The following is a 22,283-nucleotide window of genomic DNA, read 5'->3' on the forward strand; positions in this document are numbered from 1 at the left end:
TTGATCGGTCGGCCGTCCCGTCGTTCCGGGGTCAGGCGTCGTCCGGCTCAGGAGCGGGCACGGCGGGCAGCAGCACCGTCACTTCGAGCCCGCCGGCCGGCAGCGGCGCGAGGCCCAGCGAGCCACCGTGCAGCTCGACGATCCGCGCACCGAGCGTCAGCCCGAGCCCGTTGCCACGGTCGGCACCGGCGGCGCGCGCGATCCTGGCGTCGTGGCGATCGAACGGCTCGACGAACCGAGCGACCTCGTCGTCGCCGAGCAGCGGTCCTGAGTTGCTGACGACCACGACCGCGTGGTCGGCCGCGGACGGGTCGGCCTGCGGATCCTCGCCCACCCAGACGGAGACCCATCCGCCCGGACCGCTGTTGTACCGCACGGCGTTCGACAGCAGGTTCGTCAGCAGCTGCTGGAGGAGCACGCGATTGCCGAGCACGGCGGTGCTCCGGAGGGTCGAGGAGATCGTGACGCCGGCGTGGGCGACGTCCGGTGCGACGAGCTGCGACGCGTCGCGGGCCACCGCCGCCAGGTCGACGGGCGAGGTCACGAGCGGTCGGCGGTCGAGCTGGTTCAGCTGCAACAGGGCTTCCACGATCGCGATCCCCCGCTCGTTCGTCTCGTGCAGTCGGCGGAGCGCGCGGTCGACGTCACGGCCCTCCGGGTCGGCCTGCGCCACCTCGATGAGCATCTTCATGGTCGCGAGCGGCGTGCGCAGCTCGTGCGAGGCATTGGCCGCGAAGCGCTTCTGCGTGAGGAACGACTGCTCCAGGCGCGCGAGCATGTCGTCGAAGCGGTCGGCGAGTTCGCGGAACTCGTCGCGCGGACCCGTCATCGCGATGCGGTGGTCGAGCGAGCCCGCCGCTGCAGCCCGCACCGCGTCGTTGAGGTCGCGCAGCGGTCGCAGGACCCGACCGGCGACGATCCAGCCGACACCGGTGCCGATCACGGCCATCGCGATGAGCGCGAGCATCGAGTAGTTGATGAGCGAATCGCGGATCTCGCCACGGGTGATGCCGGACAACTGCTCCGGATCGCCGGCTGGCGCGATCGGGTAGTCGGGGAAGCGCCAGATGATGACGTTGATGACGATCAGCGCGACGAGACCGGTGACGACCGTGAAGGCGGCATAGGTCGCGGTGAGCTTGACGCGGGCCGTGATGCGCGTCGGACGGGACGCGACCGGCCGAGCGGGGGACGCGGTGGTCATTCGGCGTCCACCCTCGTGCGCTCGTCCTCGCCCGGCGGGAGCACCCGGTACCCGACGCCCGGCACGGTGTGGATGACCCACGGCTCGCCGAGGACCTTCCGCAGCGTCGACATCGTCACCCGCACGGCGTTCGTGAACGGGTCGGCGTGCTCATCCCAGGCGCGCTCGAGGAGCTCTTCGGCACTCACGACGCCACCCTTGGCCGCGAGCAGGATCTCCAGCACCGCGAACTGCTTCTTCGCCAGACGCACGTAGCGGCCGTTGCGGTACACCTCGCGGCGGAACGGGTCGAGCCGCACACCGGCGTACTCGAGGACGGGTGGGAGCGACGCTTTGGGTCGACGCGCCAGTGAACGGAGCCGGAGGACGAGCTCGCGCAGCTCGAACGGCTTGGTCAGGTAGTCGTCGGCGCCGATCTCGAAGCCGCTCTCCTTGTCGTCGAGGTCGGCGGCCGCGGTGAGCATGAGCACCCGGCAGGGCAGTTCCTGGGCGATGATCCAGCGGCAGACGTCGTCGCCGTGCGTGCCAGGGAGGTCGCGGTCGAGCACCACGACGTCGTAGGCGTTGACGGCGAGCCGCTCGAGCGCGGTGTCGCCGTCGAACACGAGGTCGGCGGCGAGCCCCTCGTGCTGCAGGCCCTCGAGGATGCTCTCGGCGAGGTACTGCTCGTCCTCGGCGATCAGGACACGCATGGGACCTCCGGTGTTCGGGACGGACGACGCGTCGATGGCGTCGCTCCGGCGCCCGCGATGGGCGTCGTGTCGATCGTAGGCGGCACCGTGTTTCGGAACCGTCTGGTGATCATCCGACGCCCGCGCAACCGCCGTCGAGTTGGACTGGGGACTGGTCGTCGCGTGCCGAACACCGACCACCGACCGAGGAGGAACCATGCAGCACGACATGCAGCACCAGCACCAGCACCAGCACCACCGGCTACCAGGCCGACAGAGCACGGTCGCCCGCAAAGGCTCCAACCGAGCCGTCGTCATCCTCGCCGCCACGGCCGTCGCCCTCACCGCCGCGATCGCCTTGGTCGCGTGCACGGGCGTCGCTCCGACCATCACCCGCGGGATCACCGCGCTGGCCGAGCGCCCGTCCGGAGACGCGGGTGCCGGAACCACGACCACGACGGATGGCGCGTTCGGAACCGACGACGGCGTGTTGGAGGAGAACCGGTACTCGGCCTACGACACCGATCTCCCGGCCATCGCGAACCTCGACCCCGACCTCCTGGAGGCCGTCCAGCAGGCGACCGACGCAGCGGCGGAAGACGACATCGCGCTGTACGTGAGCTCCGGCTGGCGGAGCACGGCGTACCAGCAGCACCTGCTCGACGAGGCGATCCTCCAGTACGGCAGCGAGGCGGCCGCCCGGCAGTACGTGGCCACGCCCGACGGGTCCTCGCACACGCGCGGGGCGGCAGTCGACATCGGTGCGACGGACGCCGACTACTGGCTCATCGAGCACGGCGCCGACTACGGCCTCTGCCAGACCTACGCGAACGAGATCTGGCACTTCGAGTTGGCCACCGTCCCCGGCGGCGAGTGCCCGGAGCTTCTTCCCGACGCCGGATGAGGTCGGTGCCGCGACCAGCTGCTCCCGCCGGGCGTCCCGGTCCTATCCGGCGACCGGTGCCAGCCGACTGACGAACTCGTCCACGCGCAGGCGGATGTCCCGGAACGCTTCGTCGAACGCCTCGTCGGTCGCAGGCGCGGCAGGGTCGGGGATCGACCAGTGCAGGTCGTCCAGCCCGCCGAGCTCCTCGTGCGCCCGGTTGCACACGGTGATGACGAAGTCGCCGTGCCGGAGGACCTCCGCCGTCGCGCGTGGAACGCTCGGGCGGATCCGGACGCCATGGCGTGCCGCCGCCCGGACAGCGCCCGGGTTGACCTCGCTCGCCGGCCGACTACCCGCCGATGCGACGGGGACGTCGCTGCGCTCCTGCCAGAGCGCCTCCGCCATCTGCGACCGCGCCGAGTTCGCCGTGCAGACGAAGACGACCCGCGCCGGGGCGCTGATCGGTTCGGGCGCGAGGCGGTCGAACGCCCCCGGGACGAGCCGCACGTAGTTCCGGCGCCCATCGGACTCGGATCGCGACCGCGAGAGGATCCCCGCTCGCTGGAGGACGCTGAGGTGATGGGAGACGAGGTTCGAGCCCATCCCGAGGGCGAGCTGGATCTCGGTCGGCGAGAGGTCGCCGAGCGCCAGGAGGTCCACGATGCGCAGCCGCGCCGGTTCCGCGAGCGCGGCGAACTTGGACGCCCTTACCGCCAGCGACTCCACCGACACAACCCCCGTTGACTCAACCGTGATTGACTCAATAATAGGCTGAGTCGTCCGTGAACACCCCTTGAGCGATCCGCTCGAACTCACGGTCGTCGAGAAGAGGAGCTACTCATGGGTCTCGGAACCGGAATCGCCCTGATCGTCATCGGCGCCATCCTCGCCTTCGCCGTGAACGTCGACGTCCCCGCTGTGGACCTCACGCTCATCGGGTACATCCTCATGGCCGCCGGCGCCGTGGTGTTCCTCATCTCGCTCGTCCTCGTGCTCCGCCGCCGACAGGTCTCCTCGACCACGCGCTCCGCCGTGGACCCCGGTAGCGGCGAACGCGTCACCCGCCGCAGCACGACCGACAACGACGGCCCCGTCCTCTGACGACCGGACCGGCCGCACCACCCATGACCGAACCCGCCACCGCGCCGTCCCAGAGCGGCGAACTGCTGGACGGTCGGTATCGACTCGAGCGACCGATCGGTGCCGGCGGGATGGCGACCGTCCATCTGGCGACCGACGAGGTGCTCGGGCGCAAGGTGGCGGTCAAGCTGTTCCGCCCGGGAACGACCGATGCGACCGACGGCGCCAGGACCGCCTCGGAGACGCGTCTGCTCGCGTCGCTGAACCACCCGGCCCTCGTCACCCTGTTCGACGCCAGGGTCGTGGCCGGTGACGGCTCCTACCTCGTCATGGAGCACGTCGACGGCCCGACGCTGTCCCAACGCATCGCTCGGTCGCCGCTTCCGTCGTCCGAGGTCGCCGCGATGGCCGTCGACCTCGCGGAGGCACTCCACACGGTGCACGCGGCGCGGGTCGTCCATCGCGACATCAAGCCGTCCAACGTGCTGCTGCGACCGACGATCCTGCCCCACCAGGAGTACCGCGCGAAGCTCGCCGACTTCGGCATCGCCTACCTCATCGACAGCACCCGCATGACCGCGCCGGGCTCACTGATGGGCACGGTCGCCTACCTCAGTCCTGAGCTCGTCCGTGGAGCGGATCCGGCCCCTCCGGCCGACGTGTACGCCCTCGGACTCGTCCTCCTCGAAGCCCTGACCGGTCGCCGCGCCTACCCGCAGACCACCACGCACGAGTCGCTCATGGCACGCCTCAACGCGTCGCCGACGATCCCCGGCGAGCTCGGCTACCAGTGGAAGTCGCTGCTCACCGCGATGACCGCCGCCGATCCGGCGCAACGCCCCACCGCCCTCGACGTCGCGACGACCGTCCGCGCGATGGACCCCGTGCTCGACCCGGCGGATGTGACCGTGGCGACCTCGGCACCTGCGATGACGACGACCGCCGACCCGGCACCGACGGCAGCGACCGAGCCGCTCGTCTCGACGACGCCGTTCGAGTCGATGACAGGCGCGCGCGCCGAGACCGGCCCGACCACGGTGCTCGACGGCACTCGCCGCTCGGAGCGACGTCTCGCGGCTGGTGCACGGCGACAGGTCGCAGCGCACCAGCCGCGGCGCCTTCGACGCTGGCTGATCCTCGCGGCCGTGCTGCTGGTGATCGCGGTCGCCGTCGTCTGGTTCATCGTGTCCCAGGCACAGCCGCCCGCTCCGACGCTGCCCACCCTGCCCGAACCGTTGTCGACGCATCTGGACGAACTCCTGCGGAAGGTGACGCCATGAGGAACTCCTGGAACCGAGGGCTCCGGCTGTTCGCAGCACCGTTGGTCGTCGTCGCCCTCCTGAGTGGCTGCGCCGGACCGGCTGCAGACCTCGACGCGAACACCGGCCGCGACCTGCAGAGTCGTGTACTCGTGGTCGCGAACGCAGCCGCCGACGGCGACACTGCGGGCGCGCTCGCGGCTCTCGACGCGCTCGAGGCGCAGATGGCCGCTGCTGAGGCGGCTGGGACCGTTTCGGCGACCCGAGCCGCGGACATCCGTGCGGCGATCGCGCTCGTCCGCGCCGACCTCTCCCCCGCGGTCGAGACCCCGACGCCGACCCCGGAACCCAGTTCGGTCGCGCCGGCCGAACCCGCTGCACCGGTCGAAGACGACGGAGGCGGGGACGATTCCGGGAACAACGGGAACAACGGGAACAACGGCAACAACGGCAAGAACAAGGACAAGAAGGACAAATGAAGCGACGAGGAAGCACCGACTCCGCCCCCGACGACGGATCGTTCGAGCCCGGGGACGAAGAGACGGCGAAGCGAACCCGTACGGCGGAGGACGGGGTCTCGACCGTCCAGCACAGCATCATCGTCGACCTCCCCATCGCCGCCGTCTACAAGCAGTGGGTCGACTTCGAGTCGTACCCGGAGTTCTTGCCGGCCGTACGCGAGGTGAAGCTGACCGGCGAGGTCTACAGTCGCTGGACCGTCGCGATCAGCAAGCTCTCGCGGCAGTTCCTCGTCGAGATCCTGGAGCAGCTCCCCGAGGAGCGTCTGGTCTGGCGCACCATCGAGGGCGACGTCTGGTTCAGTGGCGACGCCACCTTCGACGCGATCGACAAGCAGCAGACCCGCGTGGACGTCACTGTGCACTGGAAGCCGGTGTCCGCGGTGGAGCGGACCGCTGCGGCGCTCGGGCTCGCCGGACGGGTCGTCCGTGGGGCGCTCGAGGCGTTCAAGACCTACATCGAGTCGACCGGCGGCCCCTCGGGTCACTCCCGCATCAAGGTCGTCTCCCCGAAGGGCTAGCCGTCGGCCCCACCTGATCAGCTCATGAACGGTCGCAGGTCCGGATAGCCGGTGGTCTGCCAGGCACCGTCGACGACGAGGTTGTCGCCCGAGATGTACGACGCGTCGTCGCTCGCGAGGAACAGGGCGGCTGCGGCGATCTCCTCCGGCGCAGCCGCACGTCGGAGCGGGATGCGCTCGTCGTACGCGGCCTGCACACCGGGGATGTCGGTCAGCGACTTCGTCAACGGCGTCGCGACGAGACCCGGCGACACGGCGTTCACCCGGATGCCATGCTCACCGAGCTCGAGCGCCGCCTGCTTGGTCAACATGACCGCGCCGGCCTTCGACGCCGTGTAGCCGACGCCGAAGTGCATGGGGACGAGCGAGTTGAGCGAAGCGATGTTGACGATCGACCCGGCCTTGCCCTCGGCGAGGAACTGACGGGCGGCGAGCCGGGTGCCGTTGAAGGCGCTGTAGAGGTTCAGTCGGACCGTGAAGTCCCAGTCCTCGAAGGAGATGTCGGTGATCGTCCCGGCGCGCGACCCACCGGCGACGTTGAAGAGCGTGTCGAGCGTGCCGAAGCGTTCGACGGTCTCGGCGACCAGCGCGGAGAAGTCAGCCTCGTCGGTCACGTCGGTGCGCCGACCCCACACGCGATCGCCGAAGGTCTCGGCGGCACGCGCGATGAGCTCGGCATTGATGTCCGCGACGACGACCGAGGCGCCCTCGGCGACCAGCCGTTCGGTGATCTTCGCCCCGATGCCGGACACGCCCCCGGTGACGATCGCGACCTTGCCGGCGAACCGGCCCTGGATTGATGCATTCGACATGATGCCGCTCCGTTCTGCTCACCGGCTCTGGCGAGCACCCCCAGCATACGCATCTATCAGTCACATGTCAGATAGTTTCAGGCAGTCCTCAGCATGACGACGCCGGCCCCGGGACGACGTGTCCCAGGGCCGGCGTCAGGCAGCGGCCGAGTCCTACCGCGGCGACTGCTCGCGATCAGCGTCCGCCAGTTCACCGTCGCCACCCGAGGCCCGGTCGAACGCGGGTGCCCCGGTGGTCGAGGCAGGCACCTTGCCGCGCGCTGCGGCCTCGAGTGACTCCGCCTCGTCCCCGCCGACCGCCTCGCCGCGGGCGACGAGCCCGGCGACGTCGGACAGCGGGATCTGCTTGAGGAACAACGACAGCAGGAAGGCCGCGCCGATGAACGGCAGCAGGTACCAGAACACCGGGGCGAGAGCGTCGGCATAGGCGGTCACGACACCGTCGCGGATGCCCGGCGGAAGCTGGCTGAGCGTCTGCGGGTCGATCGTCGCCGCCGCATTGGAAGCGTCCCCCGCGCTGGCACCCGAACTCGCGAACACGTCCTTCAGGTTGGCCGTGAGGCGCGTGGTGAAGATCGTGCCGAACACGGCGACGCCGAGCGACGCACCCACCTCGCGGAAGTAGTTGTTCGTGCTGGTCGCCGTTCCCACCATCGACGCGTCCACCGAGTTCTGGGCGACGAGCACGACGACCTGCATGATCAGGCCGAGACCGGCGCCGAAGAAGAACAGGAAGACGCAGATCAGCCAGATCGGGGTGTCCGCCGTGAGCGTCGTGAACGCGACCATCGAGGCGGCGGTGACGAGCGTGCCGATGACCGGGAACATCCGGTAGCGACCGGTCCTGGTGATCAGGTTCCCCGAGACGATCGAGGTACCGATGAGGCCGACCATCATCGGGATCATGAGCAGGCCCGATGCGGCTGCCGAGGTGCCGGACGACATCTGGAGGAACGTCGGCACGAAGCCGATCGCCGAGAACATGCCGAGGCCGAGGGTGAGGCCGATCGCGGTCGCGTTGATGAACGTCGGGTTCTTGAAGAGCGACAGCGGGATGATCGGGTCCTTGGCGCGCGCCTCGGTGATGACGAAGAGCAGCGCGGCGAGCAGCATGCCGATGCCGAACATCCAGGTCTCGATGGCACCCCAACCGTGCGCAGCGTCGCCACCGAAGTCGGTGAAGAAGATGAGGCAGGTGGTGAACGCCGAGAGGAAGATCACGCCGAGGAGGTCGATCGGCGCGGTCGCCTTCTTGTTCGGCAGCTTCAGCGTGAAGAACGCGATCGCGAAGGCGGCGATGCCGACCGGGATGTTGATGTAGAACGCCCACTGCCAGGTGAGGTGGTCGACGAAGAAGCCACCGAGGAGCGGGCCACCGACGGCGGAGAGACCGAAGACGGCGCCGAGCGGGCCGAGGTACTTGCCGCGCTCGGAGGCGGGCACGATGTCGGCGATGATCGCCTGCGACAGGATCATGAGGCCACCGCCACCGAGGCCCTGGACGGCTCGCCAGACGATGAGCTGCGTGAAGTCACCCGCGAACGCACAACCGACGGAGGCGATCGTGAACAGGGCGATCGCGACGAGGAAGAGGCGACGACGACCGAGGACGTCACCGAACTTGCCGTAGACGGGCATGACGATCGTGGTCGCCAGGAGGTAGGCGGTGGTGAGCCAGACCTGGTGGTCGACGCCGCCCAGCTGTCCGACGATCGTCGGCATGGCGGTGGAGACGATCGTCTGGTCGAGGCTGGAGAGCAGCATGCCCGCGATGAGGGCGGCGAAGATGATCCAGATGCGGCGCTTGGTGAGCAGCATCGGGCCCTCGGTGGGTGCGGCGGTGGCGGCGGTCACTGGAGGTCCTTTCGGGGAGTGGGGTTCGTGTGGGGGATCTGGGGTGCGGCGGCGGTGGGTCCGGCGTCGGCGGATTCGGGGTCGGCGGGCTCGAGGATGGTGCGATACGTCGCGAGGCAGTCGCGGATGGAGCCGACGATGTCGAACTCCCCGCCCTGGCCGATGTCGGCGACGCCGCTGCCGAAGACACGCGCCATCGTCGTCTTGATCGCCATCCCGAAGAGGTCGGCGCAGGCGCGGGCACGCGGGTCGTCTGCCGGGACGCCTTCCCGCACGGCGATGAGCTCGACGAGCAGTTGCTCGCGCTCACGGTTGAGGCCCATGAACCGGACCAGCAACTTGGGTTCGCGCTCGAGGGCGGCGTGGAAGTCGACGTGCTCGGCGAGACCGAACCCGGACCGCTCCGCATGGCCGGCCGCGATGAGCATGAAGTCGTCGAGCACGGCGCGCCACCCCCGCGAGCCGAGGGCGAGGAACTCGGTGGCGAACCGCTCGGTCTCCTCGGTCTCGTCGATGCCGAGCACGGCGTCCTCCTTGCTCGGGAAGTAGTTGAAGAAGGTGCGACGCGAGACGCCGACCTCCTCGCAGAGTTCCTCGATCGTGAAGCCGTTGAGGCCTTGGGCGGCCGTGAGCCGACGTGACACGGTCGTCAGGCGCGCGGCGGTGGCGGCCATCCGGTCGGACAGTCGATTCGTCGAAGTTGCACTCTGCATCACGAAGTGCAGTATTGCACTTTCCGAGCCGGGGTGCAACTTGGCGCACGAGCCGACTGGTCGGGCATCACTAGAGTGAACGCATGGACCCTCGTCAGGCACGAACTCGCAGTGCCCTTCGCGACGCGATCCACACCCTCGCGGCGGCGAAGCGCATCGATCAGGTGACCGTTGCGGAGGTGTCCCGGGTGGCGGGGATCACCCGCGACACCTTCTACCGTCACGCCGCGACGCCCGTCCACCTGCTCGCCGACGTGCTCGGCGAGGAACTGGATGAGACACTCCAGGCGCACGCCGATCTGCCGGCGCACAGCGACTCGACGCTGAGCGTCTTCGACGAGTCCGAACGCGACCTCCTGCGTCACGTCGCCGAGCACGCGACGATCTACCGCAACGCCATGCACCCCCGGCTCATCGGACCCCTGCGTGACGCGCTCACCGAGCGGATCGAGCAGGCGCTCGCGCACCACCTCGACCGGCACCCGCACATCGCCCCACCTCGCGAGGACGGCATCACGCCCGAGCGACACGTGCGGATGCTCGTGGCCTACGCCGGCGCCGGCACCGTCGCGGCGATCGAGGAGTGGCTCCGGTCCGGCGACCTCGACGACATCGACGCGGCGGCCCGCACCGTCATCGCGGCCTCCCCCGCCTGGTGGCTCGGCCGCTCCTGACCCCGGCGCCTGGGCCTGGGCCTGACGCCAGCGCGGTGCGCTGACGCGAGCGCGGGTCCCTCACGTGAGCGCGCCCCTCCGGAGACCCGCGCTCACCTACCCTGGGGTGCGCTCACGCCAGCGCACCGCGCTGGCACAACGGCCTCATGCGCGACATATGTCGGTGTAGGCATATCTGCACTGTGGATAACCCGGGCGGCCGCTTCGACCGCCCGTAGCGTCGAGGGATGTCAACGATCTCCTCACCTCGAACCCTCTCCACACTTGCACTAGCGGTGGGACTCCTCGCGCTCACCGCGTGCACGGAAGTCGAACCGGCTCCCCCTCCGAGCAGCACTCCGCCGGTCTTCGAGAACGAGGAACAGGCCCTGGCTGCGGTGACGGAGACGGTTGGTTCCTTTGTCACCGTCGTCAACACAATTGGCGCCGAAGGCGGACAAAACCCAGAACGGCTCGACCACCTTCTCGCGCCCGATCTGAAGGAAGCAGAGACCGCAGGATTCGTAGACATGGCCGCGAAGGGCTGGAGAACCACAGGCGAAGCCACCCTTCGGCGCGTCGAGCTCGCTCAGTGGTGGCCTCGGCCCGACGCTGTCGGTGTGATCGCGATTGCTCAAGCGTGCATCGACTACACCGGCGTCGATGTTCTGGACTCCGGCGGAACCTCAGTCGTCAATCCAGAGCGAGATCAACTCCGCTCAACAGAGCTTCAGCTCACCGCAGCGGACGGGGAAGTGCTGATTTCCACGAAGAAGCCTGTCCCGGAAAGCGAGATCTGCTCATGACCAGAAGGCTCGCTACGGTACTCGCACTGATCGCCGTTGTATCACTCACTGCTCCGGTCACGTCGGCGTCTGCAAACAGCTGCACCGAGGTGGACTACATGAATGGCGCTTGCATCGGCAACGGCTCGGTCGACATCGGGGGCAGCGTCGAGCGGCCTGGTTCGGGTGGAGGCGGTGGTTCCGGTGGCGGAACCGGCGGAGGCGACTACGAAGGCGGAGGCTCGGCCGAGCTGCCGCCCGGTGTGACCGACGGGCCCAACGGTGAGCGGACGGTCTGCAGCCTCATGCGGCCGGACGAGTGCTACACCTTCACCCCCGGCGACCTCGGCACCGACCTCGAAGCAGCGCCGGCGGCCCCCGTCACGATCCGCGACGTCGCCAGCTTCGCCCCCGCCGCCCCCACCGTCACCACCGAACCCGCCGCCTGGGGTGTCCGCGGGCTCCACACCAACGTCATCGCAGCTGCTTCCGGCCACACCCGCACCGGCACCCTCCTCGGCCAGGTCGCAGAGGTGAACTTCATCCCCATCGGCTTCACCTTCGACTACGGCGACGGCGAGAGTGCGACCGTCCGGACCGGCGGATCCTCCTGGGCCGCCCTCGGACTGGCCGAGTTCTCCAAGACCCCCACCAGCCACCGCTACACGACGGTCGGGACCAAGACCATCACCACGGAGGTCGAGTACGCCGCCGAATACCGCATCGGCGACAGCGGGTGGCTTCCCGTCGTCGGAACCCTCTCGATCCCGACCGAAGAACCCCACACGGTCCAGATCGTCCGCAACTCGACCGTCGGCGTCGACAAACCCTGCCGACCCGGCAAACCCGCCATCGGCTGCTGAACCCGCGACCGAAACCGTGCTCGAGCCCGGTCTGGGTCAGATGAGCCCCTCGCGACCGCCCGACACCCAGTTCGGGTCGGCGGCCCGCGGACCGCTCACCTGGTCGGCGTAGGTGTCGATCTCGGCTCGGATCTCGTCCGTCAGCTCAACCTGGAACGCCTCGAGGTTCGCGTGCAGGTGCGCGACGCTCCGGGTGCCGGGGATCGAGACGACCCGTGCGCCGAGCTGTTGTCCTCGGTCGTGCACCCAGGCGAGCGCGAGCGCCTCCGCGGTCGTCCCGATGCGGTGAGCGAGGGTGCGGAAGCGGGCCGCCAGTTCGAGGTTTGCCGCGAGGTGTTCGGGCTGGAAGCGCGGGAAGTTCGCTCGCGTCCCCCCGAGCGGCACCGTCTCGGCCGTGAAGTCCTCGGTGAACAGCCCGCGCGACAGCGGCGAGAACGCGACGACCGTCACGCCGAGCTCCGCCGCCGTCGGGACGACGTAGGTCTCGATGTCGCGGCTGACGATGCTCCACTCGGACTGGATCGCCGCGATCGGGTGCACGGCGTGGGCGCGGCGGAGTTCGTCGCCCGTCGCCTCGGACAGACCGATGCGGAGCACCTTGCCGCCGGCGACCAGTTCGGCGAGCGCCCCCACCGTCTCCTCGATCGGGATGTCGGGGTCGACGCGGTGCTGGTAGTAGAGGTCGAGGTGGTCGGTGCCGAGGCGGGTGAGCGTCCCGTCGATCTGCTCGTGGAGGTGGGTGCGGTCGCCACGGATCCCTCGTTTGCCGATGCCGCCGCCGGTGACGATGCCCACCTTGGACGCGAGGAAGACGTCGTCGCGGCGCCCGGTCAGGTACCGGCCGAGGAGTTCCTCGCTGCGGCCGTCCCCGTAGACGTTCGCAGTGTCGATGAGGTTCACGCCGCTCGCCAGGGTGGCGTCGAGGATGGCGGTGACATCGGCGTCGGCGATCGCCCCGTAGGTACCGGCGATGGACATCGCGCCGTACCCGATGGCGCCGACCTCCGTGGTGGTGTCGCCCGCGCCGATCGTGGTCGAGGGCAGCGCGGTCGTGGACGGCTCAGTGGCCAGGGGTGCTTCGCTCATGGATTCACCGTACGACTTCAGGACAGGTTCGACGTCCGGTTCGTCACGCGGTGCAACGTCAGACCCGCGACGCGACGCGGGCGGCGAGTGCCTGCAGGAGCGCGGCGGGTTCCTCGGGGTCGTCGATCGTGATCGCGAACTGCTTGCCAGAGGTGCTCGTGACGACGAGTCCGGGGCCGGAGCGCAGCACGACGGCCGAGCGGCCGGGCATGATCCGGTAGCCCCAGCCGCCCCAGTCCATCGGGCGGATGTCGGTGGCCTCGACGACGTCGACCTGGTCGAGGGGGATGCGCTTCATCGGGATGCCGAAGAGCGAGACGACGCGGAGGCCGCGCCAGTCGACGCTCACTCGGAGGCGGATGAAGGAGGCGCAGAGGAGGGTCGCGACGGCGAGGATCGACAGACCGAACATCGCGACACCCGGCTCGCCGCCCAGCAGGATCGGCGTGTAGGCGACGGCGCCGATCGCGACGAGGGCGAGAGTGAGCCAGAGGAACAGCAGGGCTGTGACACTCCGGCTCCAGGCACCGACCTCGGTCTCGCCGAGGTCCATCGGCGCCGGTCGTGCAGCTGCACCGGCGAGCAGCGGCTGAGCCGGCAGGATCACGGCGGGGATCACGCCCCAGAGCGAGCACGCGGCGAGCGGGACGACCCACCAGCCGAGGACGGCACCGTCGACCGATCCCGCCTGCACAGTGAGCCAGGTGGGGATGATCCACACGGACGCGGCCGACCCGGCGGCGATGCCGATGAAGAGGATGATCATGCGCTTGGTGCGCATGTCCGGCTTCGGCAGGGCGAGCAGGATGATGGCTGTGATCGCGGCGACGGACGCGATGATCAGCGTCACGAGGAAGACGCCCGCGGCCGGCAGGGAGTCGTCCGGTGCCCCGGTGCCCGACCAGTGCGATGCGACGTCGACGGGGATCGCATCGCCCCAGACGAGCCGGGTGAGTGCGATCGCGATCGCCGGGACGGCCATGGCGAGGCCGGCGAGCAGGATCCGTCCGCGCGCTGGTGCTGCCGGTGGCGGTGTGTTGGTGGTGTCGTGCATGTGCTCCCCCTGAGCTGCTGAGGTGGTCCGATCGTCGGTGGTGACGGCCGACGTGGTCGTGAGGTGGGCGCCGGAGCCCGTCAGGTGCGTTCGATCATCCGGCTGAGGTCCTTCGGCGAGATCCCGAACTTGCGTGCCTCGGTGACGAGCTGGGCGACGAGTTCGTTGACCCGGACGAGGCCCGGTGCTGCATCCTCGTTCACCCACGCGCCGCGGCCCTGTCGCATCCCGATGAGGCCGTCGTCGCGGAGCTCTCCGTAGGCGCGGAGGACCGTGTGCATGTTGATCTGCAGCGCGCGGGCGAGGTCGCGGGCAGGCGGCAGGCGCTCCCCCGGTGCCAGCGCGCCCGTCGCGATGCCGGAGCGCACCTGCACCGCGATCTGCTCGGCGAGCGAGACCGCGGAGGTGGGATCGACGCGGAACAACATGTTTGCAATTGTACTAGAACAATGCCGTCCGTGCCCGCGACATCTGTGGGCTTGAGGTCCGGCGCGGATCAGAGGGCGACGACGTGCACGGCGATGTCCGCGGCCGCCAGGCGCTCGAGCTCGTCGGGGTCGGCGGAGGAGTCGGTCACGAGGTCGTGGATCTGCCCCAACTCGGCCATGCGCGCGAGCGTGACCCTCCCGACCTTCGAGCCGTCGGCGACCACGATGACCCGCTGCGCGTGCCGCACCATCGCGAGGTTCGTCCGCGCCTCCCGCTCGTCGTGCGTCGTCGCACCGCCCTGCGCACTGATGCCGTCGGTCCCGAGGATCGCTGTACCCACGTTGATCGCGCTGAAGGTGTTCTCGGCGAGCGCCCCCACCGCCTCGAACGACGAGGAGCGCACCAGGCCTCCCGTCATGATCACCTGCAGGTTCGGCCGGGAGGCGATCTCGGTCGCCGTGGTGAGCGAGTTCGTCACGATCGTCAGTTCCGCCCGGTTGCTCAACTCCTTGGCGACCGCCGCCGTGGTGGTGCCACCGCTCAGGGCGATCGCGTACGGTCCTGCGGGGATCATCTCCGCCGCGCGTAAGGCGATCCGACGCTTGGCCTCACGGAACTGCGTGTCGCGGAACCGCACGGGCACTTCGTCGCGCGACTCCACCGCCCGAGCGCCACCGTGCGTCCGGAGGACGAGGCCCAGGTCGTCGAGGTCGGCGAGGTCACGACGGATCGTCGGGGCCGAGACGTCGAGCCGGGCCGTGAGGTCGTCGATCGAGACGACGGCGTCCTCCGCCGCGAGGAGCGCAAGGATGGCGCGCATCCGCTGACTGCGTTTCCCGGACGGAGCGTGTCGCGAGAGCTCGGCTGCGGTCGGTCCTCCCACGGCGAACCCCTCCCTCGTCGCCGACGGCTCTGCTCAGCGAAAGTGATCATTTCAATCGATTTCCGATCAAGTTCTTGCTCGGTTCGATCACTGTAGTCGATGATCACTCCATGACACGAGTGACTTTCATCGGGGCGGGCAGCGTCGTCTTCACCCGCCAACTCATCGCCGACCTCCTCCGCTACCGCGACCTCGCCGGCCTCGAGATCGTCCTGCACGACATCGACCCCGAACGCCTCGCGGTGGCCGAGGGCACCGCCCGCCACGTCGACGAGCGCCTCGACGGCCGGGCGACGATCTCGGCGGAGTCCGACCGTCGTCGCGCCCTCGCCGGCGCGGACTTCGTGATCAACATGGTCCAGGTCGGCGGCATCCGCGCGACCGTCTCCGACCTCGAGATCCCGGCGGCCCGCGGTCTCCTGCAGACCATCGGCGACACCACCGGCGTCGGCGGTGTCTTCCGCGCACTCCGCACCTTCCCGTTGCTCTCGGCGCTGACCGCCGACATGCGGGAGATCTGCCCCGACGCCCACCTCCTGAACTACACCAACCCGATGGCGATGAACATCTGGTGGGCGTCGGTCGTCGCCCCCGACATCAGCGCGATCGGCCTCTGCCACAGCGTGTTCTGGACGGTGAACGACCTCTGCGAGCTCGTCGGCGTGCCGATCGAGGGCACGAGCTACCGCGCAGCCGGCGTCAACCACCAGTCGTGGTTGCTCGAGTGGACCCACGAGGGCCGCGACCTCTATCCGGCCCTGCGCGACCGCATCCGCGAGGACCCGGAGCTCAGCCGCCGCGTTCGCGTCGAGATGTTCCGCCGCATCGGCTACTACCCGACCGAGACGAGCGAGCACTCCTCAGAGTACCTGTCGTGGTTCCTCCGCTCCCGCGAGCAGGTCGAGCGCTTCCGCCTCCAGCCGCTCGAGTACCTCGGCATCAGCGAGGAGAACGTCGCGGAGTTCGAGGCGACGAAGGCCGCCCTCGCGGCCGGGACCCCGCTGACGCTCGAGGACGAGGCGAGCGAGTACGCCCCGCAGCTCATCCACTCGCTCGTGACCGACACCCCGCGACTCATCCACGGGAACGTCGTCAACCGCGGCCTCATCGACAACCTGCCGCAGGGTGCCGTCGTCGAAGTCCCGGTCCAGGTCGACGGGAACGGCATCGCCCCGCAGCCCATGGGCGCCCTGCCCGTGCAGTGCGCCGCACTCAACCGCCCGTACGTCTCCGTCGCGGAGCTCACGATCGAGGCGGCCCGCACCGGCAACCCGACGCTCATCCGGCAGGCGGTCCTCATGGACCCGAACGCCTCGTCCGCCCTCACGCCCGAGCAGATCTGGGAGCTGTGCAACGACCTCGTCGCCGCGCACGGCGAGCTGCTGCCGGAGCCGCTGCGGGAGATCATCCCCGCCGACCGCATCTGACCGACCCGAAGCACCGCCGAACCGATTCCTTCCCGAACGATCGACACAGGAGACGACCACCGATGTTCCCACCCCGTTCCACGATCCACGCTTCCACCTCCCCGCACGCCCGCCGAGCACGTCGCCTCATCACCGCGACCGCCGTCCTCGCCGTCGGAGCGCTCGCGCTCTCCGGGTGCGCCGGCGGATCCTCCGGTGCCACGACGCTCGACAAGGACGCGAAGGTGAAACTCACCTTCTGGACCGGGCAGGCCGACGCCGCGCAGCAGATCCTCACCGGCCTCGTCGACGACTTCGAGAAGCTGCACCCCAACGTGACCATCGACGTGTCCTCGGGCGCGCCGTCCACGGAGGACCTCCTGCAGAAACTCTCCGCGAGCTTCGCGGGTGGCAACTACCCCGACGTCTCGTACGCCTTCGGATCCTGGGCGAGCCGACTCGAGGCGTCCGGCCGCACCCTCGACATCACCGACCAGGTGGCCGAGCCCGACGTCAAGTGGGACGAGTTCTCCGAGGCGGCCCGCAAGACGGTGCAGCCGACCGGTGAGAAGACGATCGGCTTCCCCGCCGTGGTCGACAACATCTCCCTCCTCTACAACACGACCGTGTTCGATGCGGCCGGCGTCGACTACCCCACGGCCGACTGGACCTGGGACGACTTCCGCGAGGCGTCGAAGCAGCTCACCGACCCGGCGACGAACACCTACGGCTACGCGTACTCGGTGTCGGGCAGCGAGGAGACGACCTGGCAGTTCTGGCCGCACCTCTGGCAGAACGGTGGATCGATCATCTCCGACGACGCCAAGACGGCCGAGTTCGCCTCGGATGCGGGCGTCGACGCACTGACCTTCCTCCGCGACATGGCGGTCGAGGACAAGAGCGTCTACCTCGACCAGACCGACACGAAGTTCGGCGACCTCTTCGCCAGCGACCGCATCGGCATGATCACCTCCGGTCCGTGGCAGCTGTCGACGCTGCAGACGAAGGGCACGAAGTACGGCGTCACCGTCCTCCCCGGCACCGACGGCGACCACCAGACCGTCTCCGGCCCCGACGTCTGGGCGCTCTTCGACCACAAGGACAAGAACCGCGAGTACTGGGCGTACGAGTTCACGAAGTGGCTCACCGACTCGGAGCAGGACCTCAAGTGGAACGTCGCCTACGGCAACCTCCCGCTGCGCTCGAGCGAGATCGACACCCCCGAGTTCCAGGCGCAGGTGGCTCAGCTGCCCGGCCTCGACGTGATGGCCGAGAACGGCGTCAACGCCAAGCAGGCCCGCCCGACGGTGCCCGGCTACGTCGGCCTGTCGGAGGCCATCGGCAAGGCGATCTCCTCGGTGCTGCAAGGCCAGGGCGATCCGAAGCAGGCCCTCGAGGACGCCGCGAAGACCGCCGACGACGCTCTGGCGGAGGACTGATGTCCACGGTCGCCGGACGCGACACACGTCCATCGACGGAGCCGAAGCCGGAGCGTGCCGAGCGCGCTCCGGCCCGGCCCCGCCGTTCCGGACGACGGTTCCGCGACAGTCTCACCGGCTGGGGCTTCGTCGCCCCGGCGATGCTCATCGTGCTGGGCCTGTCGATCTTCCCCGCGATCTGGGCGTTCTTCCTGTCGCTCCAGAAGTGGGACGGGTTCAGCGAGCCGGAGCAGGTGGGGCTGGAGAACTACGCCAGCATGATCGGCAACGACGAGCTGCAGGCGGCCGTCGTCCACACCGTCGTCTACACGCTCCTCTTCGTCCCCGCGTCGCTCGGCCTCGGACTCTTCCTCGCCGTCGCGCTCAACCGCCGGATCCGCTTCATCGGCGTCTACCGCACGGCGATCTTCGTCCCCTTCGTCGCCTCCGCCGCCGCGACCGGCATCCTCACGACGTACCTCTTCAACCCGCAGTTCGGGCTCCTCAACACCGTGTTCCGGTTCCTCGGACTCCCGGCGCAGGGCTGGCTCGAAGACCAGGGGCAGGCGATGGTCGTCATCACGATCATGTCGCTCTGGGGGCAGGCCGCCTTCACGACCGTCATCTACCTGGCGGCCCTGCAGGACATCCCCGCCGAACTGCTCGAGGCCGCACGGATCGACGGTGCGAACGCCTGGCAGTCGTTCTGGCGCATCACCTTCCCGCAGCTCGGACCGGTCACCGTGTTCGTCGCGATCTGGCAGTTCATCCAGGCGATCCAGCTGTTCGACCTCGTGTACACCACCACCAGAGGTGGCCCGCTCGGTGCCACCCAGACGATCGTGTTCTACCTCTGGGACGCGGCGTTCAAGCAGTTGCAGTTCGGGTACGGCTCCGCGGTCGCCTACGGGCTGTTCGTGGTGACGCTCATCGCCACGATCGGTGTCGTCCTGTACTCCCGCCGTTCCAACGTGGAGGCATTCTGATGACCGTCCTGACCACCCCACCACGCGGCGACGCCGCCACCGGCAAGTCGTCCGTGACCGCTCCGCCCGCCGAACGACGCACGCGTCGGCGGTTCAGCCCCTGGCATCTCGTGCTTGCCCCGATCGCGATCATCTTCGCCATCCCGTTCGTGCAGATGTTCATCACCTCGGTGACGCCGGAGTCGGAGATCAACACCTATCCGCCCCGCATCCTCCCCTCGCACATCACCTTCGACGGGTTCGCGAAGCTCTTCTCCGAGTCGAACATCCTGCTCTGGCTCGGCAACACGGTCATCGTGTCGACGGTCGCGGTCCTGTCCCACCTCGTGCTCTGCTCGCTCGCCGGCTACGGGTTCGCGCGGTTGAACTTCCGCGGCAAGACGATGGGCTTCCTCATGATCGTCGCGACGATCATGATCCCGACGCAGCTGCTGATGATCCCGACCTACATCCTGTTCTCCCGGATCGGACTCATCGACAGCCTCGGGGCGGCGATCGTGCCGTGGCTGGCGTCCGCGTTCGGCATCTTCCTCATGCGGCAGTTCTTCCTGTCGCTCCCGGCGGAGCTCGAAGAGGCCGCGCTCATCGACGGCTGCACCCGCCTGCAGGTGTTCTTCCGGGTGATCCTGCCGCTCGCGAAGCCGGCTCTGGCGACGCTCGCGATCTTCACCCTGTTGGGTTCGTGGAACGACCTCGTCTGGCCGCTCATCGCGATCAACAACGACCAGGCGTTCACGCTGCAGCTCGGCATCACGAACTTCCAGGGCGCGCGCCGCACGGACTGGGCGCTCCTCATGGCCGGCAACGTCGTCGCCACGCTCCCGCTGATCGTGTTCTTCCTCTTCGCCCAGAAGCAGTTCGTGGCGACCATGACCTTCTCAGGCCTCAAGGGGTAGGCGCCGATCCCGGCGTGGCAGGATCACGTCCATCGCTGCACGCGTCGAACGCTCAACCAACATCGCTACCTCGCAACTCCCCCTCATCACCTCGACCCACCCCAGGAGCAACCCGTGTCCATCACCACCATCGTCGGTTCGGAAGCCACCGTCCGCGAGATCACCCAGCAGCCCGACGTCTGGCTCGAGGCGTCGACGGGGATCGCCGCCCGCCGCGAGGAGATCGACGCGTTCCTCGCACCGCTCCTCGCACGACCCGAGCTGCGTGTCGTCCTGACCGGGGCGGGGACCTCGGCCTTCATCGGCGAGATCGCGGCACCTGCCCTGACCCGGACGCTCCGTCGCCGGATCGACGCGGTCGCGACCACCGACATCGTCTCCAACCCGCAGGAGTCGTTCGCCGAGGACGTCCCGCTGCTCCTCGTGTCGTTCGCCCGCTCCGGCAACAGCCCGGAGAGCGTGGCCGCGACGGAACTCGCCGACCAGTCGCTCGCCGAGGTGCACCACCTGGTGATCACGTGCGACGAGACCGGCGAGCTCTACCGACGCCACCACGACCGCGCCTCGTCGCTGACCGTCCTCATGCCCCTGCGCTCGAACGACGAGGGCTTCGCGATGACGTCGAGCTTCAGCTCGATGCTGCTCTCGGTCCTCCTCATCCTCGGCGGCACTGACGACGCCGCGGTGCAGGCGCTCGCGGCCGGAGCGACGACGATCCTCGACCAGCGCGAGGTGGACATCCGCGCCCTCGCCAACGAGGGGTGCGAACGCGTCGTCTACATCGGCAGCGGCCCGCTCACCGGCCTGGCCCGCGAGTCGGCGCTCAAGTTGCTCGAGCTGACCGCCGGACGGATCGTCACCTACTACGACTCGGCGCTCGGGTTCCGTCACGGACCGAAGGCGGTCGTCGACGACAGCACGCTCGTCGTCGTCTACCTGTCGTCCGATCCGTACACGCGGCAGTACGACCTCGACATCGTCGCCGAACTGCGCGCGACGCTGTCGCCGGAACGCGTGATCGCGATCTCCTCCGAGCCGCTCGCCGACGCCACGGCGTACGACTGGGTACTGCCCGAGCTCGTCGGCCTCGACGACGCGCAGCTCGCGATCGGCTACGTGCTCGTCGCGCAGCTGCTCGGCCTGTCGTACTCGCTCCAGCTCGGTGCGACCCCGGACAACCCGTTCCCCAGCGGCACAGTGAACCGCGTCGTGCAGGGCGTCCGGATCCACGAGTTCGACGGCGTCGACGACGCTCGGAGTGTCGCCGCTCAGCTGCAGGAGCAGTAGTCGTGGCGCGGTACCTCGGCGTCGACGGTGGCGGGTCGAAGACGGCCTTCGTGCTGCTCGACGACGCCGGACGGGTGCTCGCGGAAGCGAGGACGGCGAGCTGCTACTACTTCGACGAGGGGATCGAGCTGGTCGGTCGCATCCTCACCGAGGGTGTCTCGGAGGTGTGCCGGCAGGCGGGTGTCACGACCGCCGACATCGATCAGGCCTTCTTCGGTCTGCCCGGGTACGGCGAGGTGAGTTCCGACATCGCCCACCTCGATGCGCTACCGCGCGACGTGCTCGGTCATGACCGGTTCTCCTGCGACAACGACATGGTGTGCGGGTGGGCCGGATCGCTCGGCGCCGTCGACGGCATCAACGTCATCAGCGGAACCGGTTCCATGACGTACGGCGAGCGCCGTGGCCGCGGGCACCGGGTCGGCGGGTGGAGCGAACTGTTCGGCGACGAAGGGTCGGCGTACTGGATCGCCGCCCGGGGCTTGAACGCCTTCACGCGGATGAGCGATGGTCGCCTGCCGCGCGGTCCTCTCGTCGACCTCGTGCGGGCGAGGGTCGGGATCACGAGCGACCTCGATGTGATCGACGTCGTCATGAACCGCTGGAAGGGTCAGCGTGGCCGGATCGCGGATCTCGCGAAGACGGTCGTCGCTGCTGCCCAGCAGGGCGACGAGGTCGCGGGGCGGATCCTGGCCGACGCGAGCGGGGAGCTGGCGGAGATCGTCGAGACGACCCGCGTGGAGCTCGGTTTCAGCGGCGACGAGGTCGTTCCGGTGTCGTACTCGGGCGGGGTGTTCTCCGCTGAGCCGGTGCGGTCGGGTTTCGAGCAGGCCATCGCGGCGCTGCCCGCCCGGTACGAACTCCGGACCCCGCTCTTGGGTCCGGCGATCGGCGCCGCGCTGTACGCCGCGAAGCGCGCCGGGTCACCGCTCTCGCCCCAGGCGCTCGAAGTGCTGCGCTCCCGGTAGCCCGCTCCTCCGCCCGCCGTCGCCATGGGCCAGCGCGGTGCGCTGACGCGA

General features: G+C 69.2%; 24 protein-coding genes. 14 read left to right on the plus strand and 10 right to left on the minus strand.

Features of this window, described 5'->3' with window-relative positions; all coding sequences use genetic code 11:
- Positions 1 to 31 precede the first annotated feature (31 nt).
- Together EAO79_RS01040 and EAO79_RS01045 are read right to left on the minus strand one after the other, a co-directional pair.
- Positions 32 to 1,204, minus strand: coding sequence for a HAMP domain-containing sensor histidine kinase (locus EAO79_RS01040; protein WP_124767447.1), 1,173 nt, complete (start codon positions 1,202 to 1,204; stop codon positions 32 to 34).
- Positions 1,201 to 1,896 (minus strand): response regulator transcription factor, encoded by a 696-nt coding sequence (locus tag EAO79_RS01045; protein WP_124767448.1) that lies wholly within the window; start codon positions 1,894 to 1,896, stop codon positions 1,201 to 1,203. The genes EAO79_RS01040 and EAO79_RS01045 overlap by 4 nt, the downstream gene beginning before the upstream one ends.
- Positions 1,897 to 2,092: 196 nt before the next feature.
- Between EAO79_RS01045 and EAO79_RS01050 the strand changes: the two genes are divergently transcribed.
- Positions 2,093 to 2,779 (plus strand): M15 family metallopeptidase, encoded by a 687-nt coding sequence (locus tag EAO79_RS01050; RefSeq protein WP_206428263.1) that lies wholly within the window; start codon positions 2,093 to 2,095, stop codon positions 2,777 to 2,779.
- A 42-nt stretch (positions 2,780 to 2,821) separates the two neighbouring features.
- Here the strand turns inward: EAO79_RS01050 and EAO79_RS01055 are convergent, their stop codons facing one another.
- On the minus strand, positions 2,822 to 3,487 hold the full coding sequence (locus EAO79_RS01055; protein WP_371413660.1) for a metalloregulator ArsR/SmtB family transcription factor: 666 nt from the start codon (positions 3,485 to 3,487) through the stop codon (positions 2,822 to 2,824).
- 114 nt (positions 3,488 to 3,601) lie between these two features.
- On the opposite strand from EAO79_RS01055, the gene EAO79_RS01060 reads away from it, so the two are divergent.
- From EAO79_RS01060 to EAO79_RS01075, 4 genes are read left to right on the plus strand one after another with little or no spacing between them, the layout of a single operon-like run.
- Positions 3,602 to 3,862, plus strand: a complete 261-nt coding sequence (locus tag EAO79_RS01060; protein ID WP_064295666.1) for a DUF6458 family protein — start codon at positions 3,602 to 3,604, stop codon at positions 3,860 to 3,862.
- A 23-nt stretch (positions 3,863 to 3,885) separates the two neighbouring features.
- A complete protein-coding gene (locus EAO79_RS01065) occupies positions 3,886 to 5,121 on the plus strand; it encodes a serine/threonine-protein kinase (protein ID WP_124767449.1) in 1,236 nt (411 codons plus the stop codon).
- The gene (locus EAO79_RS01070) at positions 5,118 to 5,579 is read left to right on the plus strand and encodes a hypothetical protein (RefSeq protein WP_124767450.1); all 462 of its coding nucleotides are present in this window, start codon (positions 5,118 to 5,120) and stop codon (positions 5,577 to 5,579) included. The genes EAO79_RS01065 and EAO79_RS01070 overlap by 4 nt, the downstream gene beginning before the upstream one ends.
- The gene (locus EAO79_RS01075) at positions 5,576 to 6,139 is read left to right on the plus strand and encodes an SRPBCC family protein (protein WP_124767451.1); all 564 of its coding nucleotides are present in this window, start codon (positions 5,576 to 5,578) and stop codon (positions 6,137 to 6,139) included. Before EAO79_RS01070 ends, EAO79_RS01075 begins: the two co-directional genes overlap by 4 nt.
- Before the next feature lie 17 nt (positions 6,140 to 6,156).
- Here EAO79_RS01075 and EAO79_RS01080 read toward each other — a convergent pair whose 3' ends face one another.
- The 3 genes from EAO79_RS01080 to EAO79_RS01090 all read right to left on the minus strand — a co-directional run bounded on the left by EAO79_RS01080 (position 6,157) and on the right by EAO79_RS01090 (position 9,518).
- Positions 6,157 to 6,951 carry an SDR family NAD(P)-dependent oxidoreductase gene (locus tag EAO79_RS01080; protein ID WP_124767452.1) on the minus strand — a complete coding sequence of 265 codons (795 nt, stop codon included), beginning with the start codon at positions 6,949 to 6,951 and terminating at the stop codon, positions 6,157 to 6,159.
- Positions 6,952 to 7,104: 153 nt separating this feature from the next.
- Positions 7,105 to 8,769, minus strand: a complete 1,665-nt coding sequence (locus EAO79_RS01085) for an MDR family MFS transporter (protein ID WP_124770019.1) — start codon at positions 8,767 to 8,769, stop codon at positions 7,105 to 7,107.
- A gap of 32 nt (positions 8,770 to 8,801) precedes the next feature.
- Positions 8,802 to 9,518: a TetR/AcrR family transcriptional regulator gene (locus EAO79_RS01090; protein WP_079706584.1), complete on the minus strand. Its 717-nt coding sequence runs from the start codon at positions 9,516 to 9,518 to the stop codon at positions 8,802 to 8,804.
- Between the two features lie 83 nt (positions 9,519 to 9,601).
- Here EAO79_RS01090 and EAO79_RS01095 point away from each other — a divergent pair, with 83 nt between their 5' ends.
- The 3 genes from EAO79_RS01095 (at position 9,602) to EAO79_RS01105 (ending at position 11,819) form a co-directional block, all read left to right on the plus strand.
- Positions 9,602 to 10,192 (plus strand): TetR/AcrR family transcriptional regulator, encoded by a 591-nt coding sequence (locus tag EAO79_RS01095; protein ID WP_124767453.1) that lies wholly within the window; start codon positions 9,602 to 9,604, stop codon positions 10,190 to 10,192.
- Positions 10,193 to 10,419: 227 nt separating this feature from the next.
- Complete coding sequence (locus EAO79_RS01100) at positions 10,420 to 10,977, plus strand: hypothetical protein (protein WP_124767454.1); 558 nt, start codon at positions 10,420 to 10,422, stop codon at positions 10,975 to 10,977.
- Between the two features lie 89 nt (positions 10,978 to 11,066).
- Positions 11,067 to 11,819 (plus strand): hypothetical protein, encoded by a 753-nt coding sequence (locus EAO79_RS01105; protein WP_124767455.1) that lies wholly within the window; start codon positions 11,067 to 11,069, stop codon positions 11,817 to 11,819.
- Between the two features lie 36 nt (positions 11,820 to 11,855).
- Here the strand turns inward: EAO79_RS01105 and EAO79_RS01110 are convergent, their stop codons facing one another.
- From EAO79_RS01110 to EAO79_RS01125, 4 genes are all read right to left on the minus strand, one after another.
- Positions 11,856 to 12,905 carry an aldo/keto reductase gene (locus tag EAO79_RS01110; RefSeq protein ID WP_124767456.1) on the minus strand — a complete coding sequence of 350 codons (1,050 nt, stop codon included), beginning with the start codon at positions 12,903 to 12,905 and terminating at the stop codon, positions 11,856 to 11,858.
- 58 nt (positions 12,906 to 12,963) lie between these two features.
- Complete coding sequence (locus EAO79_RS01115; protein ID WP_124767457.1) at positions 12,964 to 13,959, minus strand: hypothetical protein; 996 nt, start codon at positions 13,957 to 13,959, stop codon at positions 12,964 to 12,966.
- Between the two features lie 80 nt (positions 13,960 to 14,039).
- On the minus strand, positions 14,040 to 14,387 hold the full coding sequence (locus EAO79_RS01120) for a GntR family transcriptional regulator (RefSeq protein ID WP_124767458.1): 348 nt from the start codon (positions 14,385 to 14,387) through the stop codon (positions 14,040 to 14,042).
- A 68-nt stretch (positions 14,388 to 14,455) separates the two neighbouring features.
- Positions 14,456 to 15,208, minus strand: coding sequence for a DeoR/GlpR family DNA-binding transcription regulator (locus tag EAO79_RS01125; protein ID WP_124767459.1), 753 nt, complete (start codon positions 15,206 to 15,208; stop codon positions 14,456 to 14,458).
- 173 nt (positions 15,209 to 15,381) lie between these two features.
- Between EAO79_RS01125 and EAO79_RS01130 the strand changes: the two genes are divergently transcribed.
- From EAO79_RS01130 to EAO79_RS01155, 6 genes are all read left to right on the plus strand, one after another.
- On the plus strand, positions 15,382 to 16,698 hold the full coding sequence (locus EAO79_RS01130; RefSeq protein ID WP_124767460.1) for an alpha-glucosidase/alpha-galactosidase: 1,317 nt from the start codon (positions 15,382 to 15,384) through the stop codon (positions 16,696 to 16,698).
- Positions 16,699 to 16,760: 62 nt separating this feature from the next.
- Positions 16,761 to 18,116 carry an ABC transporter substrate-binding protein gene (locus EAO79_RS01135; RefSeq protein WP_079706575.1) on the plus strand — a complete coding sequence of 452 codons (1,356 nt, stop codon included), beginning with the start codon at positions 16,761 to 16,763 and terminating at the stop codon, positions 18,114 to 18,116.
- Positions 18,116 to 19,081 carry a carbohydrate ABC transporter permease gene (locus EAO79_RS01140; protein WP_124767461.1) on the plus strand — a complete coding sequence of 322 codons (966 nt, stop codon included), beginning with the start codon at positions 18,116 to 18,118 and terminating at the stop codon, positions 19,079 to 19,081. Before EAO79_RS01135 ends, EAO79_RS01140 begins: the two co-directional genes overlap by 1 nt.
- On the plus strand, positions 19,081 to 19,977 hold the full coding sequence (locus tag EAO79_RS01145; RefSeq protein WP_124767462.1) for a carbohydrate ABC transporter permease: 897 nt from the start codon (positions 19,081 to 19,083) through the stop codon (positions 19,975 to 19,977). The genes EAO79_RS01140 and EAO79_RS01145 overlap by 1 nt, the downstream gene beginning before the upstream one ends.
- Before the next feature lie 114 nt (positions 19,978 to 20,091).
- On the plus strand, positions 20,092 to 21,264 hold the full coding sequence (locus tag EAO79_RS01150) for an SIS domain-containing protein (protein WP_124767463.1): 1,173 nt from the start codon (positions 20,092 to 20,094) through the stop codon (positions 21,262 to 21,264).
- Positions 21,265 to 21,266: 2 nt separating this feature from the next.
- On the plus strand, positions 21,267 to 22,232 hold the full coding sequence (locus EAO79_RS01155) for an N-acetylglucosamine kinase (protein WP_124767464.1): 966 nt from the start codon (positions 21,267 to 21,269) through the stop codon (positions 22,230 to 22,232).
- Positions 22,233 to 22,283: the final 51 nt, after the last annotated feature.

Source organism: Plantibacter sp. PA-3-X8, assembly GCF_003856975.1.
GTDB lineage: Bacteria > Actinomycetota > Actinomycetes > Actinomycetales > Microbacteriaceae > Plantibacter > Plantibacter auratus.